Origin of the sequence: Streptosporangium sp. NPDC004379 (genome assembly GCF_042873875.1) — a bacterium.
Lineage (GTDB): Bacteria > Actinomycetota > Actinomycetes > Streptosporangiales > Streptosporangiaceae > Streptosporangium.
In genome coordinates this window covers 57,976-76,021 of the sequence record NZ_JBIAMC010000010.1, presented here as the reverse complement: position 1 = coordinate 76,021, position 18,046 = coordinate 57,976, and the positions used below count along the sequence as shown (strand labels likewise).

Genomic DNA, 18,046 nt, shown 5'->3' with positions numbered 1-18,046 from the left:
GGGTCTCCAAGCTGCGGCTCGGACCGGACGGCCGGTCGGTCGCGGAACGGGTGGACTTCGCCTGGGACGGCTTCCTGCTGGCCGAGGAGATCCGCGGCACGGGGTGGAACGGCGCGGAGACGGGGCCGACCGGCCTGGAGGCCACGGTGTGGGAGTACGAACCCGGCACCTTCCGTCCCGTCACGCAGGTCCGCCGCACCCGAACCGGCGATGCCGTACAGGGACGGTTCGAGGCGCGTTTCCCGGCCGGCGACGCCGTACAGGGGTGGTCCGACGAGCGTTTCCGGGCCGTCGTCACCGATCCGGCCGGCGCGCCGGCGGAGCTGGCCGGCCCCGGCGGTACCGTCACCTGGCGGGCGCGGCCGACCCTGTGGGGCGAACATCCGGACGAGCCGGCCGGCTCCGCCGAGTGCCCGCTGCGCCTCCCCGGGCAGTACGCCGACCCGGAGAGCGGCCTGCACCACAACCACCACCGCCACTACGACCCGGAGACCGCGCGGTACGCGAGCGCCGACCCGCTGGGGCTGCTGTCCCACCCCAACCCCTACGCCTACGTCCACAACCCGCTCGGCCTGATGGGCTGCACGCCGGACGTGCCGGAGAACGAGAAACTGCTGTACGGGCCCTTCCACCGGATCATGACCCCGAACCAGGAGCCGGACTTCCTGCAGAGGGTCCTCGACTCAGGCGAGCTGTGGGGCCGGTCGCCGCGCTACAGCTCCTTTCCCCAGGTCCAGGCGTACGCCGGGCCGCTGCCGGCCTCCGAGCGGCACAAGCGGGGAAGCTTCACCTTCTACACCGAGGTCCGTCCGGACCGGGGGTCGAGGCTGGACAGGCCGACGTGGGGCGGGGAGGGCCACGACGCCGCCAGGGGGACCACCGGAAACCGCCCCGGTGTCTACGTGGACGACGAATGGGCCAAGATCAAGATCCATGTGACGGACTACGTCCCCTGACACGAGAGAAGACCCGCGTCCCACCGCCGAACGACCGTGACCGCTGCACCGGACTCCGGTATCAGCGGCGGCCTCGGGACCTCTCCACCGCCTGGGCGAGCATCTCGATCTGAACTCCCCGTGCCTCGTCCGCCAGCGGACGCAGGTCCTTGCCGTCACCGGTCAGCACGAATGCGGGCCCTTCCGCCTCGGCGTACGCCACCACCAGCGCGTCCACCGCGGAGGGCAGTGCTTTACGGTCTGATCTCGCCATGGCGGCCATGGCCTTGGTGCGCAAGGCCGCCGCACGTCTGGCGAGCTCCTTCGGCACTTCGGTACGAGGAGCACGTGCCGGGGGGAAACGGTTGACCCCCACATCCCGCGCCGGATGACCCGTGAAGCACTCGACCAGCACGACCGAAGGAATCAGGGGTGGCCACACGCCTTCGTCGCGGAGTCGGCGCATGACGGCGATCGACTCGGGGGTCCTGCCTGCCAAGAAGGTCACGGCCCCGGAGTCGAGGATCAGACGCGGCACGTCTAGCCGACCATCCGCTCGTCGTTTCCGGAGGGCGCGATGCGGTTCATCAGTTCGTCCGCGTACCGTTCGGCGACGGCCCACTCCTCATCCGTGACACCCCGTTCCGCCAGCTCGGCCTCGACACCGGCGATGTAGTCGTCCATCTCGCTGGCGAGGATGGCGTCCCGCACGGCTTTCTGGAAGATTTCTGAGGCGTTGAGCTTTCGATGTCTCCTGAGCTGCGCGTCCAGCTCATCGTCGATGTAGACGTTCCTACGTGCCATACACACAACCATACACACACTCCACCGGAGCCGTCTTCGCATCGCCGTACCTCCTGCGCCGCATCGCCCAGATCGAGGGCAGGCCCGAGATCGAGGAGGTGCAGGACGCCCACTGAGAGGCCGGTCAGAGGAAGCAGTCGTGACCGGGTTCGCGGCGTCGTGCGGAACCCGGTCCCGGCCCGTCGTTCAGGCCGGCCTGTTGCGCAGCGGCACGTCGCGGATGACCAGCCAGGTCAGGGCCAGGCCGATCAGGAACGCGGCGAGCCCGAGGCCGGCGGTGACCGCCGGGGACTGCGGGACGTCCACGCCCAGGGCGAGGCGGCTGACGAACGGCAGCCGCAGCTCCGTGCCGATCGCGCTCTCCGCCAGCACGACCAGGCCGACGCCGACCGGCAGGGTGAGCAGGCCGCCTCCCTCCCATCGGTAGAAGCCGGCCCCGATGAAGGATCCGGCGGCCAGCCAGGCGGCGAGCTCGATCAGGTACTCGGCGAAGACGAGCGGCACGTGGGTCGGCTCGGCGAACAGGTGGGCCCGGTCCAGCGTCTGCGGCAGGCCGGCCAGGCCGTACGCCCCCGCCTCCAGCAGGTAGCCGGCCGCGACCAGGACGGCCAGGAACGGCGCGAACAGGGTGGCGGTGACGGCCGCCTGCGCGCCGAACTCGCGGCGGGTCACCCCGTGCGCGACGTACATCGGGAGGAACTCCCGCACCAGGGCCACGCCGGCGAACAGCGCGTACCATCGGGCGAGCTGCACGCCCTTCTCCCAGGTGCTCCCGGTGAGCGTGCCGAAGACCGCGACGCCCGCCGCGACCAGGGCGACGCCCACCAGGAGCAACCCCCACAGCAGCAGCGCGAAGAACACGTTGGCGGCCAGGAGACGGCTGGGGAACCTCATCGGGGGCCTCCGGTCAGGTGGACGAACAGCTCCTGCATGGCGACCGGCCCGAGTTCGAGGCCGGCCTCGGCGGCCTCGCGGCGCCGCGTGTCGTCGAGGTCGCCGTAGACCATCGCCGACCTGGTCGGGCCGAGGTCCTTGACGCCCAGTACGGTCAGCCCCGCGGTGAAGGCGTCCACCCGGGCGGCGGGGCCGGTCACCGAGGCCCCCCTCGACAGCAGCGTCCCGGCGTCCTCCTGCACGACGAGCCGGCCGCGGTCGATGACCAGCACCCCCTCGAACAGCGGGGCGGCCTCCTCGATGGGGTGGCCGGCCAGGAGGAACGTGCGCGGGTGCGCCATGTAGTCGGCGAGCAGCGCGTCGTGGAACGCCTGCCGGGACGGCACGTCCATGCCGAGGTGGGCCTCGTCGAACATGGTCAGCGGCGCCCGGCTCGCCAGGCCGACCACCGCTCCCAGCGCCGAGCGCTGCCCCTTGGACATCGCCTTGACGTTCGCCTTGGGCGGGATCCCGAACGTCTCCAGCAGCGAGCGGGCGTAGCCGGCGTCCCAGTTCGGGCGGAGCCCCTCGGCGAAGTAGAGGGCGTCCTCGGCGGTGCCGATGGTGATCGCCTCCCCCTCTTCGCGGACCAGGGCGATCCCGCGGGTGAGGCCGGCGTTCTCGAACACCGGCCTCCCGTCCACCAGCGCCTCGCCGCTCGTCTGGCGGCGGAAGGCCGCCAGGACCGACGTCAGGCTCGACTTGCCCGAGCCGTTGCGGCCGAGCAGTCCGTAGATCTTCCCGCTCTCCAGGGTGAACGTCAGCCCGTCGAGCGCCGTGGTCTCGCCGTAACGCAGCACCAGATCCCGGACGTCGACCCTCATCTCCCCTCCAGCTCCTCGATGCGGCCGACGACCTCGCCCAGCGGGATGCCGATGGCCCTGGCCTCGGCCACCATCGGGTCCACCACGTCGGTGAAGAACCTCTCCCTGCGCCCGGCCCTGAGCCTCTCCGGGGCGTCCGGACTCACGAACATGCCGATCCCTCGTTTCTTGTACAGCACGCCCTCGTCCACCAGCTGCTGGAAGGCCTTGGCGGCCGTCGCCGGGTTGATCCGGTAGAAGGCGGCGTACTGGTTGGTGGACATGACCTGCTCGTCGCCGCGCAACGTCCCGCTCAGCACATCGGCCCTGATGCGCTCGGCGATCTGCCGGTAGATCGGGCTCCGGTCGTCGAACATGGCACCTGCTTCTATGGTTCATTACTCTACTAATGAACCATAGAAGGGGCACGGGAACCGGTCAATCCTCCGGCGAGCACCCGGCCGGGGACGACGACCGGACGCGGGGCGGGAGCCGTACCGGGCACGAGGGCCGGACCCGGGGCGCGAGCCGTACCGGACGCGGGGCCGGATCAGGGAGAAGAGAGCTGGAAAAGCGGCAGGCCCCGTCCCCGGCGGACCGGGAACGGGGCCTGCCGGCGATAGGGAAGGCGGCGGAGGAGTCAGGCGACGTCGAGATAGGCACTGGGCGGTGCGGACTCCAGCCAGGCGACGAACCCGGTCAGCGCGCGGTAACCCATGGCGATCTCGAAGGCGTCCGGGCCGTTGCGGCACTCCAGCGCCGTGACCCCCTCGATGAACCCGAAGAACTCACCGGACCCCACCTTGCGGCGCCCGGAAACGACAAGGCCGCGCCTCACGATGACGTGGCGCGGCCTTGGCAGCAGACCTATGAGCGGAATCCAGTTGAGCTGGTCCTTGGCGTAGCGGGCCACCCCCACCCGCCAGCTCCGCTTCCCCGGAACCGGGCGCAGGCAACACAGCACCGATCCCCGGGAGCGTGTCAGGACCAGCCCGCGGAGGGCGACGAGGACGACGACCGCCGTCACCACGATGAGCACGTTCAGCGCCGTCATTCCCGCTCCCAAAAGCCGTACCGCTCAGAAGCAGAATTTAACCGACTTCCTCGCCGGCCGCGCGCAGCCTGGCCCTGGCGCGCTTGGCGGCGGCGGCGTCGTCGACGTCACTCTCGTTGGCGTCGATCGAGGCCTGGGCCCGCTGGAGCGCGTCCCGGGCCCGGTCGACGTCGACCTCGGAGCCGAGCTCGGACGTCTCGGCCAGGATCGACACCTCGTCGCCGGCCACCGAGATGAACCCGCCGTGGACCGCGGCGACCAGGTCCGTGTCGTCACCGCGCTTGATCCTCAGCACGCCGCCCTCGACGAGGACACCGATCACCGGGGCGTGCCTCGGCATGATGCCGATCTCACCCTCGATGGTCTTGGCAATCACCATGTCGGCCTCTCCGGACCAGAGCTCCCGCTCCGGAGAGACGACGCCTACTCGCAGCTTCGCCACTTTCTTTCCAGTTCCTTTCGAACCAGGCGCCGGCACGGCCCTTGGGCCGCGCCGGCGCCCAAGGCGACTAGCGGGCGAGTTCCTTGGCCTTGGCGATGGCCTGCTCGATGCCACCGACCATGAAGAACGCCTGCTCGGGGAGGTGGTCGTACTCACCGGCGCACAGGCCCTTGAACGAGGCGATCGTCTCGTCCAGCGGCACGAACTCACCCGGCTGGCCGGTGAACGCCTCGGCGGCGTACATCGGGTGGGAGAGGAAGCGCTCGATACGGCGGGCCCGCTGGACGGTGACCTTGTCCTCTTCGGAGAGCTCGTCGATACCGAGGATCGCGATGATGTCCTGCAGCTCGCGGTACTTCTGCAGGATCCGCTTGGTCTCCTGGGCCACGCGGTAGTGCTCCTCGCCGATGATCAGCGGGTCGAGGATCCGCGAGGTGGAGTCGAGCGGGTCCACCGCGGGGTAGATGCCCTTCTCCGAGATCGGCCGGGACAGAACGGTCTGCGCGTCGAGGTGCGCGAACGCGTTGTGCGGAGCCGGGTCGGTGATGTCGTCCGCGGGGACGTAGATCGCCTGCATGGAGGTGATCGAGTGACCGCGGGTCGAGGTGATGCGCTCCTGCAGGACGCCCATCTCGTCGGCCAGGGTCGGCTGGTAACCCACCGCGGACGGCATGCGGCCGAGCAGGGTGGAGACCTCGGAACCGGCCTGGGTGAACCGGAAGATGTTGTCGATGAACAGAAGCACGTCCTGCTTCTGCACGTCACGGAAGTACTCCGCCATGGTGAGGGCGGAGAGCGCGACGCGCAGACGGGTGCCCGGCGGCTCGTCCATCTGGCCGAAGACGAGCGCGGTGTCCTTGAGGACGTCCGCCTCCTCCATCTCCAGCCAGAGGTCGTTGCCCTCACGGGTGCGCTCGCCGACGCCCGCGAACACCGAGGTGCCCGAGAACTTCAGCGCGACACGGCGGATCATCTCCTGGATCAGAACGGTCTTGCCGACGCCGGCGCCGCCGAACAGACCGATCTTTCCACCCTTGACGTACGGGGTGAGCAGGTCGATGACCTTGATGCCGGTGGGCAGCATCTCGGTGCGCGACTCCAGGGAGTCGAACGACGGCGACGGGCGGTGGATGCCCCAGCGCTCGGTCACCTGAAGCGACGCGGCGTCGGTGTCCAGCGGCTGGCCGAGGGCGTTCCACACGTGGCCCTTGACGACGTCGCCGACCGGCACCGAGATCGGGCCGCCGGTGTCGGTCACCGCGGCGCCGCGGACGACGCCGTCGGTGGGCCGCATGGAGATGGCGCGGACCAGGTTGTCACCCAGGTGCTGGGCGACCTCCATGGTCAGGGTCTGGGTCTCCTCGCCGATGGTGACATCGACGGTGAGGGCGTTGTAGATGTCGGGCATCGCCTCGACGGGGAACTCCACGTCGACGACGGGACCAGTGACCCGCGCGACGCGGCCCACGCCGGTCTCAACAGTCTCTGCAGTCATTTCACTCTTTCCCCGCTGCGGCGTCAGCCAGCGCGTTCGCGCCACCGACGATCTCGCTGATTTCCTGGGTGATCTCCGCCTGGCGAGCCTGGTTCATCTGCTGGGTGAAGACCCTGATGAGCTCGTTGGCGTTGTCGGTCGCCGACTTCATGGCCCGGCGGCGCGCCGCGTGCTCGGAGGCCGCCGACTGCAGGAGCGCGCTGAAGATGCGCGACTCCACGTAGCGCGGCAGCAGCGAGTCCAGCACCGCACCGGCGCCGGGCTCGAACTCGAAGTACGGCAGCGGCGTGTCCGGCGCCTCGGTCGTCTCCTCGACCTCCAGCGGCAGGATGCGGTTGACCCGCACCTCCTGGGTCAGCATGGACACGAATCCGGTGGAGACGATGTGGATCTCGTCCACCCCGTCCTCCGCCGAGAACGCCTGGATCAGGGCGTCAGCGATCTCCTTGGCGTGGGAGTAGGAGGGGTTGTCGGAGAACCCGGCCCACTGCCCGCCCATCTCGCGACCCCGGAAGGAGTGCCAGGCGATGCCCTTGCGGCCCACCACGTAGGGCGTGGGCGTGACGCCCCTGCGCTCCAGGAGGCCGCGCAGGGCCTCGGCCTCGCGCAGGACGTTGGCGTTGAAACCGCCGGCGAACCCGCGGTCGCTGCTCAGGATGAGCACGGCGGCCCTGGCGGGCTGCTCCTTGGCCACGGTCAACGGGTGGTCGACGCTGGCGGTGTTGCTGACGACGCCCGTGACGGCGCGCGTGATCTCGCGCTCGTACGGCATGGCCGCCTGCATCCGCTGCTGCGCCTTCACGATGCGCGACGAAGCGATGAGCTCCTGGGCACGCGTGATCTTCGCCGTGGACCTGACCGACCGGATCCGCCGCCGCAGCAGTCTTAGCTGGGCACCCATCGGCTACTTCTTCTCAGCCGTGCGGACGTGCTTGGTGATCTTCTCCTGGCCGACGTCGCCGGCGTCCAGGGCGGCCACCGACTCGTCGCGGACGAGCAGCTCGCCGGAGGCGGTCTCGAAGGTCTTCTTGAACTCGGTGATGGCGTCCTTGAGGGTCGTCACCGCGTCGTCCGACAGCTCCTTGGTCTCGCGGATGCCGTCGAAGAGACCCTTGTTGTTGCGCTCGAGGTGGTCCAGGAACTCCGCCTCGAAGCGGCGGATGTCCTCGACCGGGACGTCGTCGAGCTCACCGGAGGTGCCGGCCCAGACCGACACGACCTGCTTCTCGATGGGGAACGGCGCGTACTGCGACTGCTTGAGCAGCTCGACCAGGCGCTGACCGCGCTCCAGCTGGGCGCGGGAGGCCGCGTCCAGGTCGGAGGCGAAGGCCGCGAAGGCCTCCAGGTCGCGGTACTGCGACAGCGACAGGCGGAGCGTGCCGGCGACCTTGCGCATCGCCTTGATCTGCGCCGAGCCGCCGACTCGGGAGACGGAGACACCGACGTTGATGGCCGGACGCACACCCGCGTTGAACAGGTCGGTCTCAAGGAAGCACTGGCCGTCGGTGATGGAGATGACGTTGGTCGGGATGAACGCCGAGACGTCGTTGCCCTTCGTCTCGATGATCGGCAGACCGGTCATCGAGCCGCCGCCCATCTCCTTGGAGAGCTTGGCGCAGCGCTCCAGCAGGCGGGAGTGTAGGTAGAAGACGTCGCCGGGGAACGCCTCACGGCCCGGCGGGCGGCGCAGCAGCAGCGAGACCGCGCGGTAGGCGTCGGCCTGCTTGGTCAGGTCGTCGAAGATGATCAGCACGTGCTTGCCCTGGTACATCCAGTGCTGGCCGATGGCCGAACCGGTGTAGGGGGCGAGGTACTTGAAGCCGGCCGGGTCGGAGGCCGGAGCGGCGACGATGGTGGTGTACTCCATCGCGCCCGCCTCCTCGAGGCGGCCCCGCACCTGGGCGATCGTCGAGCCCTTCTGGCCGATCGCGACGTAGACGCAGCGGACCTGCTTGTCGGGGTCGCCCGACAGCCAGTTCTCCCGCTGGTTGAGGATCGTGTCCACGGCGATGGCGGTCTTGCCCGTGCCGCGGTCACCGATGATCAGCTGGCGCTGGCCGCGGCCGATCGGCGTCATGGCGTCGACGGCCTTGAGGCCGGTCTGCAGCGGCTCCTTGACCGGCTGGCGCTGGACCACGGAAGGGGCCTGGAGTTCCAGGGCGCGCAGGCCCTCGGACTCGATGGCGCCCTTGCCGTCGATCGGGACGCCCAGCGGGTCGACCACGCGGCCGAGGAAGTTGTCTCCGATCGGCACGGACAGGACCTGGCCCGTCCGGCGGACCGTCTGGCCCTCCTCGATGCCGCTGAAGTCACCCAGGACGACGACACCGATCTCACGGGTGTCGAGGTTCAGGGCCAGGCCGCGCGTGCCGTTCTCGAACTCCAGCAGTTCGTTCGCCATCGCCGAGGGAAGGCCGGAGACGTGGGCGATGCCGTCGCCGGCGTCGACGACGGTCCCGATCTCCTCGCGCGCGGCACCTTCCGGCTCGTATGCCTGGACGAAGCGCTCAAGGGCGTCCCGGATCTCGTCCGGCCGGATCGTAAGCTCCGCCATCTCTCTTCAGTCTCCCTATTCGCCTAGCCGGCCAACCGGCGGCGGACTTCTTCGATTCGTCCCGCGACGGTGGTGTCGATGAGGTCGTCCCCGATCTGTACCGAGAACCCTCCCAGCACCCGCGGATCCACCTCGACGTTCAGCTGAACGTCGTGACCGTACGTAGTGCGCAGCCACCTGGCGAGACGCTGCTTCTGCTCCTCGGAGAGCACGACGGCGCTGCGCACCACCGCGACGAGGCGCTGCCTCTGGGCGGCGACCAGGCTGCCGAACTCCTCCAGCCCCCCGTCCAGGCTACGTCCTCGGGGGTGTGCGACGACCTGCCCGACCAGGCGGAGGGTGCTGGGCGAGACCTTGGCCCCGATCAGCCCCCGGAGCAGCTCCCGCTTGCCCTCCGCGGGGACGTTGGGGTTGGCCAGCGCCTGGTGCAGGTCGCGGTTGGAGGCGACGACGCGGCCGAACCGGAACAGCTCGTCCTCGACGTCGTCGAGCCTGCCCTGCGCCTCGGCCTCGGCGGCCGCCGAGACGACGCCGAGCCGCTCCAGCGCGTCGGCCAGGTCGCCGGGCCGCGTCCACCTGGCGGACGCGGCCGCCGCGATGGTCTCCAGCGCGGCGGCGCCGACCTTGCCCTGCAGCAGGACCCGTACGGCCTGCCCCTTCTGGGCCGCGTCGCGGGAGGGGTCGGACAGGTAGCGGCGGAGCCCGTGCTCACGGTCGAGCAGGTCGGCGACCGCGAAGAGCTCGTCGGCCAGCGAGCCGAGGTCCGCGCTTCCCGCCACGGCGTTGAAGCGCTCCTCGACCTCGGCCAGCGAGGCCCTGCTCAAGCCCCTCATCACCTGACCGCCGCGCTGCTGGACTCCAGCTCCTCGAGGAACCGGTCGACGGTGCGGCGGCGACGCGCCTCGTCCTCGAGGGACTCGCCGACGATGCGGGTGGCGAGCTCGACCGACAGGCGGCCGATCTCGTTGCGGAGCTGCGCGAACGCCTGCTGGCGGTCGGCCTCGATCTGGGCGTGCGCGGCCTCGACGAGGCGGCGGGCCTCGGCCTGCGCCTCCTCACGGAGCTCGGCCTTGATCTGCGCACCCTGCTCGCGGGCCTCCTCGCGCAGGCGGGAAGCCTCGTGGCGCGCCTCCGCGAGCTGGTCCTTGTACTGCTGGAGCAGTGCCTGGGCCTCGGCCTGGGCGTCCTGCGCCTTCTGGATCCCGCCTTCGATGGCCTCGGTCCGCTCGGCCAGGGTCTTCTGGATGCGCGGGGTGAGGATCTTGCCGACGACGAGAACGACGACGAAGAACGCGAAGACACCGACGACCAGCTCGTAGGTGTGCGGGATGAGGGGGTTGCCCCCCTCCTCCGCCGCCAGGAGTGAAGCTGCCTTAATCATTGGTGCAGCCTTCCGTCAGTTGTCGTGCGTCTCAGCGGAACATGAACGGCGCGACGAGGCCGATCAGGGCCAGGGCCTCGGTCAGAACGAAGCCGAGCAGCATGTTCTGGCGGATGAGGCCGTACGCCTCGGGCTGGCGGGCGATGGCCTGCACACCCTGACCGAAGATGATGCCGACGCCGATGCCGGGGCCGATGGCGGCGAGGCCGTAACCGATCGAGCCGAGAGCGTTGAGGGAGCCGGTGACCTCAGCGAGGACGCTCATTGTGTATTCCTTTACTGGTCGGCCGGTGAGGGCTTCACCGGTCTGGACATTCGAAGAGTGGTCTAGTGCTCGGCGTGGAGCGAGTTGCCGATGTACATCGCGGCGAGCATCGAGAAGAGGAACGCCTGCAGGAACTGGATGAACATTTCGAACCCGGTCATGGCGATCGTCATGATGACGCCGACCACACCGAGGGGGGCGCCCAGCGGCGTGAGCTTCTCGAAGAGGAACCAGAAGCCGACCAGGCTGAAGAACGCGAGGATGATGTGGCCCGCGAACATGTTGGCGAACAGTCGCACCGCGTGCGTGAAGGGCGCGATGATCATGTTCGACAGGAGCTCGATCGGGGCCAGCAGCACGTAGATCGGCTTGGGCAGGCCCGGGGGGAACATCATGTTCTTGAAGTAGCCGACGGCGCCCTGGTGCTTGACTCCCAGGTAGATCTTGAGGATGTAGATCGACAGGGCCAGCACGATCGGGAAGGCGATGTGCGAGGCGACCGGGAACTGCAGGACGGGGACGACCCCCATCAGGTTCCAGATCCACACCAGGAAGAAGATGCTGAGCAGCAGGCCCATCCACCGGTCTGCGTCCTTGCCGAGGAACGGCCGGGCGACCTGGTCGCGGACGAACATGTAGCCCATCTCGGCGACGTTCTGCACACCCCGGGGCACCAGCTTCGGGTTGGCGAAGGCCGACCAGCAGAAGGCCACGACGATGAGCGTGCTCAGCAGTGCCAGCAGCACCGGCTTGGTGAACCAGGCGACGCCGGAGATGATCGGGGTGGAGTTGAAGAGCTCAAGGCCCGGAGGGGTGAACTCGTCCCCGGAAGCGAGGAGCGTCAGCGTGCTCACGCGGCGTTCCCTTCAGCGTGGTAGTGGATCGAAATGGCTTCGTCGGCGAGGCGACCGCCGCCGGCTAGCGACCGTACTTCCGGTAGACCAGGTAGACGGCGAGCGCGACTCCGAGGATCAGCCCGATCGGCGTGAAGGCGACCACGCCGGTCCACTTGGACAGCAACCACCCCGCGCCGCCGTACAGGATCATCCCGGCGAGAAGATAGCTGGGAATCGACCAGGCGGCGTTGGCGAAGTCGCGGCCGTCGTCCTCGGGCCGGATTTTCTTCTCGCTCATCGCGGGCACGACGATAGCAGGCATGGTGAGGGCTAGTCATATCGGGCCCCATCACGCCCGGGAGGATCCTACGCCTCATCGCGGGCCGCCCTGCCCGGGGGGACCGGCGGCCGGATCGACGTAGAGGATCCGGAGTTTCATGAAACCGCGTATCTCGCCGGCCGTCCAGGCCACGATGCTCGCGAGGGCGCCCCAGCCGAACGCCTTCGGCTCGAAGACCGTGACGTCCTGGAACATCCGGAACAGCGCCATGACGATGACGATCCGCACCAGGTAGCCCACCACCGCGGCCGTCATCATCGCCATCGGCGAGATCCGGCTGGCGTAGGAGACGGCCAGGATGCCGAGCGCGAAGAACGCGCTGACGACCACGACGCCGATCGCCGCGCCGAGTGCTCCCCCGCCCCCCGCCAGGAGAGCGGCGACGACGACCACGACCAGACCCACCAGCAACGTGGGGATCGCGGCCCCCTTCAGGAGGCGCAGGTCGTTGGTCTGCATCGACACTCCAGATGACTGTTATCAAGCGAGCGATTGGTACCTTACAGGGCGCGTCCAACTCGGCGGCTGCTAGTGAAAGCTATCACAAGCTCATGGAAGAGCGCCTTTACCTGCCGTTTCAAGTAAACGATCAAGGCGTGAACGCGAGGACGATCAGCGACCCGTCTCAGGACCCGGAACACCCGGCCCGGGGGCGGTGACCGTGATGTCGGGCAGCACCGCCAGCGTGGCCGTGTCGTCCCCCGCGGCGCCTGAGGACCGGGGACCGGGCATCTCCGGCGGCAGCCCCGGCATCTCCCCCGGGAGCGGGCGGGCCCGGCCGCCGTCCGGGCCCGGACCGGTGTCCGGCCGGTCGTGGTGCCCGGCGTCGGGCGCCGCCCCGCCGCCGCCCCGGCGCGCCCGCCAGCGCGGCAGCGCCATCATCACCAGCACGCCGACGGCCAGCAGCACCACCAGCGGGAACAGCAGGAGCGGCACGCCCCACGCGGCCATGGCCACGACGGCGAAGGCGAACAGGAAGGTCCAGGCGTACATCAGCAGCACGCTGCGCCGGTGGGAGTGGCCGATGTCCAGCAGCCGGTGGTGCAGGTGCCCCCGGTCGGGCGCGAACGGCGACAGCCCGTTGGACGTGCGCCGGATGACCGCCATGATCAGGTCGAGCAGCGGCAGCACCAGGATGGCGACCGGCACCACCAGCGGCAGGACCACCGGGAAGCTGTTGACCTCGAAGGTCTCGGAATCGAGCGGAGTGATCGTGATCATCGTGGAGGCGAGGACCAGGCCGATCAGCATCGCCCCGGTGTCGCCCATGAAGATCTTGGCCGGATGGAAGTTGTGCGGCAGGAAGCCCAGGCAGACCCCGATGAGCACCGCGGCGATCGCCGCCGTCACGTTGATGCTGGTGTTGCCGTAGTCCTTCGACAGGACGACCGAATAGCTCCACGTGGCCATCGCGGCGATGCCGACGATCCCGGCCGCCAGCCCGTCGAGGCCGTCGACGAAGTTCACCGCGTTGATCATGACCACCACGACCATGATGGTGATCAGCGGGCTCAGCGTGGAGTCAAGGATGACCTGGCCGCCCAGCGAGTCGGGCAGCGGCAGCCAGGGCAGGCTGACGTCGAACACCACCAGCACTCCGGCGGCGCCGATCTGCCCGGCCAGCTTGATGAAGGCGTCCATCCCCCACCAGTCGTCCAGGAAGCCGGTCAGGGTGATGAGACCGCCCGCCGCGATCAGCGCGATGACGGTCTTGCCCTCGGCCAGCTTGCCTCCGGCGTACGGGAGATAGGCGGCGACCAGCAGGCCGGCGACGAGCCCGCCGTACATCGCCAGGCCGCCGAGCCGGGGTGTCGGGATGGTGTGCACGTCCCGGTCACGGACCTCCGGCATCGCTCCGATGCGGATGGCGAACACGCGCACCAGAGGCACCAGCAGGTATGTCACCGCGGCCGCCACCAGCGCCATGAACAGATACTCGCGCACGGACCTAGTTTCGCGGATGCCACGACCGGCTGTGACCGGAAAGGGGTACGGAACACCTCAGAGTTCGCTGGGATATGCGGGGTATTCGCGGGCGAGCCCCGCCACCCGCTCCCTGATCTCTCCTGATGCGTCCGGATTCCGGACGGCCTGCGCCACCATCGAGGCGACCTCCTTCATCGCCTCCGCGTCCATGCCCTGCGTCGTGACGCAGGGGGTGCCGACCCGGAGACCGGACGTCACCGTGGGCGGCTCGGGGTCGTAGGGGATCGCGTTGCGGTTCAGCGTGATGCCCGCGGCGGTGCACCGCGTCTCGGCGACGGCGCCGGACATCCCGGCGTCGCGCAGGTCGATCAGGGCCAGGTGGCTGTCGGTGCCCCCGGAGACGGGACGCATGCCCTCCGCGGCCAGGCCGTCGGCCAGGGCCCTGGCGTTGGCCACCACCTGCCGGGCGTAGCCGGCGAACTCCGGCCGGAGCGCCTCCCCGAACGCCACCGCCTTGGCCGCCACCGCGTGCATGAGCGGACCGCCCTGGACGAACGGGAAGACCGCCCGGTCGATCCTGGCCGCCAGCTCCTCCGTGCACATGATCCCGCCGCCCCTCGGCCCGCGCAGCGCCTTGTGCGTGGTGAAGGTGACCACGTCGGCGTACGGCACCGCCGACGGCAGGGCGCCCCCGGCCATCAGCCCGATGGTGTGCGCGACGTCGGCGAGCAGCCACGCGCCCACCTCGTCGGCGATCCCGCGGAAGGCGGCGAAGTCGATCGCACGGGGATAGGCCGTGGCCCCGCAGATGATCATCTTGGGCCGGTGCCGCAGCGCCAGCTCCCGCACCTCGTCGTAGTCGATCAGCTCGGTGTCCCGGCGCACGCCGTACGCGACGACGTCGAACCACCGGCCGGAGAAGTTGACCCTGGAGCCGTGGGTGAGGTGACCGCCGTGCGACAGCGCCATGGCCAGGACGGTGTCACCGGGCTGGAGCAGCGCGGCGTAGGCGGCGAGGTTGGCCGAGGCCCCCGAATGGGGCTGCACGTTGACGTGGTCGGCGCCGAAGAGCCGCCTGGCCCGGTCGATCGCGAGCCGCTCGGCCCGGTCGACGACCTCACACCCGGCGTAGTAGCGCCTGCCGGGATACCCCTCGGCGTACTTGTTGGTGAGCGTCGAGCCGAGGGCGGCGAGCACCGCGGGCGAGGTGAAGTTCTCGCTGGCGATGAGCTGGAGCCCCCCGCGAAGCCGTTCGAGCTCGTCCAGCAGGACGCTCGCGACCTCCGGGTCCTGCCTCCGCAGGAGGCCGAAGTCGGGACCGTAGTACGGATCTGCGTCGTCCATGGCTCACATCCCCGGGACGGTGACTACCCCACTCTAAGTCCAACCGCCTCTCCGTTCCCAGGTCAGGCGCGGATCGCCTCGCCGAGCCGGGCCCGCGCCCGGCCGCCGGACCGGACCCGGACCCGACGCCGGGAAGGGCCTGGATCCGCCGTCGAGCCGGGCCGGACGCCTTCCCCGGCCGGGTCCGGCGGCCGTCCCGGCCGGGTCCGGCAGCCGTTTCGGCCAGGGGTGTCCTTCAGGAGAACGCGTGCGGCGCCCCGACGTCGGCGGGCACCCATCTCGGCGTGTCGGCCGCCTGGTCGCTGATCGAGGTGAGGATCGCCTGCCGGTAGAGGCCGAGGCGGTTGCGCCACTCGGTCATGTCCTCCACGTAGCGCTCGGCGACGGGCGCGTCCCAGACGTCCCCGCTCCTGGCCATCCGGTACGCCTTGTCCAGGCTGGTGGTCAGCGTGTCGAGCAGGGGGAGGACCTCCCGCCACAGCGTGACCAGTTTCTGGTAGTCGGGGTTGAACTCCCAGGCCGTCGCCGTGCCCGGGGTCGGCAGGCCGGGGCTCGGGGAGACCGGAGGGGTCTCTCCCTGACGCATGGGCTGCGGCGCCGGCGGGTCCACGTACATCACACGCTCCTCACAGTCGCCTCGCGGTCACCGTCCACCGTCACCGTCCGCCCTGCCGCTCGTCACCGGGCGGAGGGATCGGCCGCAGCGGGTCTCCCGGGTCCAGGTCGCCCGCCGGGCCGTCCGGCCCGACGTCCATGGGCCGCCAGGCCCCCTCGCCCCACACCTCGCCGCCGGGGACCCGCACACTCGGCATGTCCATCGGCTCGACGTCCCGCGCGTCGTCGACCAGCCCCGCCAGGACGTCCGGGTCCGGCGGGACCACCCGCGCCGAGACCACGTCGCCGCCCGCGCCGCCCGCGCCGCCTGCGTCGCCGCCCAGGCCACCGCCCGCCGCCGCTCCCGCGACCGGCGGCGCCTGCCGCGGTACGGCGTCGCCGGTCGTGCCGGTGCTCCGGGCGTCCGGGGCGTCCGGGGCGTCGAAGGGGTGCCGCACCACGTGATGGGCGGCGGAGTGATGGGCGGCGGAGCCGTCCGGGCGGAGGGCGCCGTGCTGCGAGGAGGCCGGCTCCCCACCCGTTCCCGGCGGCTGGATCTCCTGGTCGGGGACGGGCTCGACGGTGTCCGGGATGGGGAAGGCGGGCTTGACGTCCCGCACCGGCCCGTGCGGCTCCACCTGCCCCGGCCGGTCGAGCGGGACCCCCGCGGTCCCGGAGTCGCCGGAGGGGGCCGGCGTCCCGGTGGCCGGGGCGTCCGCGGTCCCCTGCGTCGTGGGGACCCCCTGGGAGGTGGAGTGGGAGGCGTCCTGGACCGTGGGGACTCCCTGCGAGGCGGTGGGGGCGTCGGAAGGGGCGTATTGGGTCGTGGGAACCCTCTGGGAGGCGTCCTGAGCGGTGGGCACGCCCTGAGCGGTGTCCTGGGCGGGCACGCCGCGGTGAGCGTCCTGGGCCGGGGGGACGCCCTGGGAGGCGTCCTGGGCCGGGGGCGCCCCCGCGGGATCCGGAGTGCCGTCCACGGTGGGCATGTCGGCCGGCGGGACGCCTCCCGCGTTGTTCAGCAGATCGGTCACCTCGGCGGCGGTGGGCTGGTTGAGCGGGATCTGCAGCACCTTCACGCCGTCCACCGTCACGACCTTCGGCCTCGGATCGGTCTGGTCGATGTCGTCGGGGTGGTCCTTGCGCGGGGTGTCCAGGATGTCGGCGCCGGACGTCCCCTGCCCGGTCCCTGTCTGATCGGTCCCCGTCTGATCGGTCCCGGTCTGCCCGGTCCCCGTCTGCCCGGTCCCCGTCTGCCCGGTCCCCGTCTGATCGGTTCCGGTCTGGTCGGCGGTCTGCTGACCGGTCCCGGTCTGATCGGCTCCCTGCCGGCCGGTCCCCTGCTGGTCCGTCCCGACCTGCTGGGTCCCGGTCTGGTCCGCCCTGGGAGAGCGCTCGTCACCCTTGGAACCGGTGTCCCCCTTGCCTCCGGCGTCGCCACCGGGGTCCTGACCTGCGTCGTGGTCACCGATGGAGACGATCTCGATCTTCCCGTCGGAACGCCCGCCGGGCGACTCCGGGGTCGAGTCGTCACGGGGCGCGGAGGTCTCCGGGATGGAGCCGTCCCGGCGCGCGGAGGTGTCCTGGGCGGAGTCGTCGCGGCGGGCCGAAGTGTCCGGAGCCTGGTCGTCGCGGCGGGTGGAGGTGTCCTGGGCCTGGTCGTCTCCGCGTGCGGAGGTGTCGGGGACGGAGGTGTCGCGCCGCGGGGAGGTCTCGTCCCCCTTGGAACCGGTCTGGGGCTTGTCCTCGACCTTGGCGTCCCGCCGGACCTCCTGCTTGCCGTCCGAACCGGCGTCCTTCTTGGCGTCCGAATCCTTCCTGGCGTCCGAGTCATGTTTGGCGTCCGGGCCGCCGTCCTGCTTGGAGTGCGAGCCCGAGTCGTGCCCGGTGTCCGGGCCGTCGCCGTCCTTGGGAACGGCCGGGGTGAGGTCCTCGGCCTTCGGCCTCTCCGGGGCGCGGTCGTCGGCCTTCGACGGCTCGGTGTCCGGCTTCGGGGCCGCGGCCTTGGGGCCCGCCTCGTGCCCGGTGCCCTGCTTGATCTTCTTCTCCAGCAGCGCCACGCGGGCGGAGACGTCACGGACCATCTTGTCGCCGGAGTCGGCCACCTGCGCCGGACGGTGGGCGGACTGCGAGGACAGACCGGCCGCGCTCATCAGCCGGGTGACCCTGCCCTCGACGGACCGTATCTGCTCGGCCGCCTGACGCACCTCGGACAGCAGATCGCGGACCAGCTCGGGGTCCATTCCGTCGAACTTGCCCATGGACGTCTCCCAGAAGTGTCGGCCCACTTCAAGGTACCGGGGAGATCGCCCGGCGTCACGATGATAATCAGACGGCATGACT

Annotated in this window: 22 protein-coding genes; 2 read left to right on the top strand and 20 right to left on the bottom strand. The window is 70.4% G+C overall.

The window, feature by feature from the left end; genetic code table 11:
- Positions 1-50 precede the first annotated feature (50 nt).
- Entirely contained in the window at positions 51-956 is a 906-nt protein-coding gene (locus ACFYSC_RS22175) for an RHS repeat-associated core domain-containing protein (RefSeq protein ID WP_389965180.1), read from the top strand.
- 61 nt (positions 957-1,017) lie between these two features.
- Here ACFYSC_RS22175 and ACFYSC_RS22170 read toward each other — a convergent pair whose 3' ends face one another.
- Both ACFYSC_RS22170 and ACFYSC_RS22165 read right to left on the bottom strand, forming a co-directional pair.
- Positions 1,018-1,209 carry a hypothetical protein gene (locus ACFYSC_RS22170; RefSeq protein ID WP_389964669.1) on the bottom strand — a complete coding sequence of 64 codons (192 nt, stop codon included), beginning with the start codon at positions 1,207-1,209 and terminating at the stop codon, positions 1,018-1,020.
- 266 nt (positions 1,210-1,475) lie between these two features.
- On the bottom strand, positions 1,476-1,739 hold the full coding sequence (locus tag ACFYSC_RS22165) for a hypothetical protein (RefSeq protein ID WP_389964666.1): 264 nt from the start codon (positions 1,737-1,739) through the stop codon (positions 1,476-1,478).
- On the opposite strand from ACFYSC_RS22165, the gene ACFYSC_RS22160 reads away from it, so the two are divergent.
- Positions 1,733-1,855 (top strand): hypothetical protein, encoded by a 123-nt coding sequence (locus tag ACFYSC_RS22160; protein ID WP_389964663.1) that lies wholly within the window; start codon positions 1,733-1,735, stop codon positions 1,853-1,855. The two genes, ACFYSC_RS22165 and ACFYSC_RS22160, sit on opposite strands and share 7 nt — an antisense overlap.
- Positions 1,856-1,925: 70 nt before the next feature.
- Here ACFYSC_RS22160 and ACFYSC_RS22155 read toward each other — a convergent pair whose 3' ends face one another.
- The 18 genes from ACFYSC_RS22155 to ACFYSC_RS22070 all read right to left on the bottom strand — a co-directional run bounded on the left by ACFYSC_RS22155 (position 1,926) and on the right by ACFYSC_RS22070 (position 17,964).
- Positions 1,926-2,633, bottom strand: coding sequence for a hypothetical protein (locus ACFYSC_RS22155; RefSeq protein ID WP_389964660.1), 708 nt, complete (start codon positions 2,631-2,633; stop codon positions 1,926-1,928).
- Positions 2,630-3,496: an ATP-binding cassette domain-containing protein gene (locus ACFYSC_RS22150; protein ID WP_389964657.1), complete on the bottom strand. Its 867-nt coding sequence runs from the start codon at positions 3,494-3,496 to the stop codon at positions 2,630-2,632. The genes ACFYSC_RS22155 and ACFYSC_RS22150 overlap by 4 nt, the downstream gene beginning before the upstream one ends.
- Entirely contained in the window at positions 3,493-3,852 is a 360-nt protein-coding gene (locus ACFYSC_RS22145) for a GntR family transcriptional regulator (protein ID WP_389964654.1), read from the bottom strand. Before ACFYSC_RS22145 ends, ACFYSC_RS22150 begins: the two co-directional genes overlap by 4 nt.
- Positions 3,853-4,115: 263 nt before the next feature.
- Entirely contained in the window at positions 4,116-4,529 is a 414-nt protein-coding gene (locus ACFYSC_RS22140; RefSeq protein WP_389964650.1) for a DUF2550 domain-containing protein, read from the bottom strand.
- A gap of 37 nt (positions 4,530-4,566) precedes the next feature.
- Complete coding sequence (locus ACFYSC_RS22135; protein WP_389964647.1) at positions 4,567-4,971, bottom strand: F0F1 ATP synthase subunit epsilon; 405 nt, start codon at positions 4,969-4,971, stop codon at positions 4,567-4,569.
- Between the two features lie 67 nt (positions 4,972-5,038).
- Positions 5,039-6,466, bottom strand: coding sequence for a F0F1 ATP synthase subunit beta (atpD, locus tag ACFYSC_RS22130; protein ID WP_389964644.1), 1,428 nt, complete (start codon positions 6,464-6,466; stop codon positions 5,039-5,041).
- Between the two features lies 1 nt (position 6,467).
- Positions 6,468-7,367: a F0F1 ATP synthase subunit gamma gene (locus tag ACFYSC_RS22125; protein ID WP_389964641.1), complete on the bottom strand. Its 900-nt coding sequence runs from the start codon at positions 7,365-7,367 to the stop codon at positions 6,468-6,470.
- Between the two features lie 3 nt (positions 7,368-7,370).
- A complete protein-coding gene (gene atpA, locus ACFYSC_RS22120; protein ID WP_389964638.1) occupies positions 7,371-9,020 on the bottom strand; it encodes a F0F1 ATP synthase subunit alpha in 1,650 nt (549 codons plus the stop codon).
- Between the two features lie 23 nt (positions 9,021-9,043).
- Positions 9,044-9,853: a F0F1 ATP synthase subunit delta gene (locus ACFYSC_RS22115; protein WP_389964635.1), complete on the bottom strand. Its 810-nt coding sequence runs from the start codon at positions 9,851-9,853 to the stop codon at positions 9,044-9,046.
- Complete coding sequence (locus ACFYSC_RS22110) at positions 9,853-10,401, bottom strand: F0F1 ATP synthase subunit B (protein ID WP_389964632.1); 549 nt, start codon at positions 10,399-10,401, stop codon at positions 9,853-9,855. Before ACFYSC_RS22110 ends, ACFYSC_RS22115 begins: the two co-directional genes overlap by 1 nt.
- A gap of 31 nt (positions 10,402-10,432) precedes the next feature.
- Complete coding sequence (gene atpE, locus ACFYSC_RS22105) at positions 10,433-10,666, bottom strand: ATP synthase F0 subunit C (RefSeq protein WP_012888402.1); 234 nt, start codon at positions 10,664-10,666, stop codon at positions 10,433-10,435.
- Positions 10,667-10,728: 62 nt separating this feature from the next.
- Entirely contained in the window at positions 10,729-11,520 is a 792-nt protein-coding gene (gene atpB, locus ACFYSC_RS22100; protein ID WP_389964628.1) for a F0F1 ATP synthase subunit A, read from the bottom strand.
- Between the two features lie 64 nt (positions 11,521-11,584).
- Positions 11,585-11,800, bottom strand: coding sequence for an AtpZ/AtpI family protein (locus tag ACFYSC_RS22095; RefSeq protein ID WP_389964625.1), 216 nt, complete (start codon positions 11,798-11,800; stop codon positions 11,585-11,587).
- A 75-nt stretch (positions 11,801-11,875) separates the two neighbouring features.
- Positions 11,876-12,301 carry a hypothetical protein gene (locus ACFYSC_RS22090; RefSeq protein WP_389964622.1) on the bottom strand — a complete coding sequence of 142 codons (426 nt, stop codon included), beginning with the start codon at positions 12,299-12,301 and terminating at the stop codon, positions 11,876-11,878.
- Between the two features lie 153 nt (positions 12,302-12,454).
- The gene (locus tag ACFYSC_RS22085; protein ID WP_389964619.1) at positions 12,455-13,786 is read right to left on the bottom strand and encodes a glycosyltransferase family 4 protein; all 1,332 of its coding nucleotides are present in this window, start codon (positions 13,784-13,786) and stop codon (positions 12,455-12,457) included.
- Positions 13,787-13,843: 57 nt separating this feature from the next.
- Positions 13,844-15,112, bottom strand: a complete 1,269-nt coding sequence (gene glyA, locus ACFYSC_RS22080) for a serine hydroxymethyltransferase (protein ID WP_389964616.1) — start codon at positions 15,110-15,112, stop codon at positions 13,844-13,846.
- Positions 15,113-15,347: 235 nt separating this feature from the next.
- Positions 15,348-15,728 carry a hypothetical protein gene (locus ACFYSC_RS22075; RefSeq protein ID WP_362930425.1) on the bottom strand — a complete coding sequence of 127 codons (381 nt, stop codon included), beginning with the start codon at positions 15,726-15,728 and terminating at the stop codon, positions 15,348-15,350.
- A gap of 40 nt (positions 15,729-15,768) precedes the next feature.
- Positions 15,769-17,964: a hypothetical protein gene (locus ACFYSC_RS22070; protein ID WP_389964612.1), complete on the bottom strand. Its 2,196-nt coding sequence runs from the start codon at positions 17,962-17,964 to the stop codon at positions 15,769-15,771.
- Between the last annotated feature and the right edge of the window lie 82 nt (positions 17,965-18,046).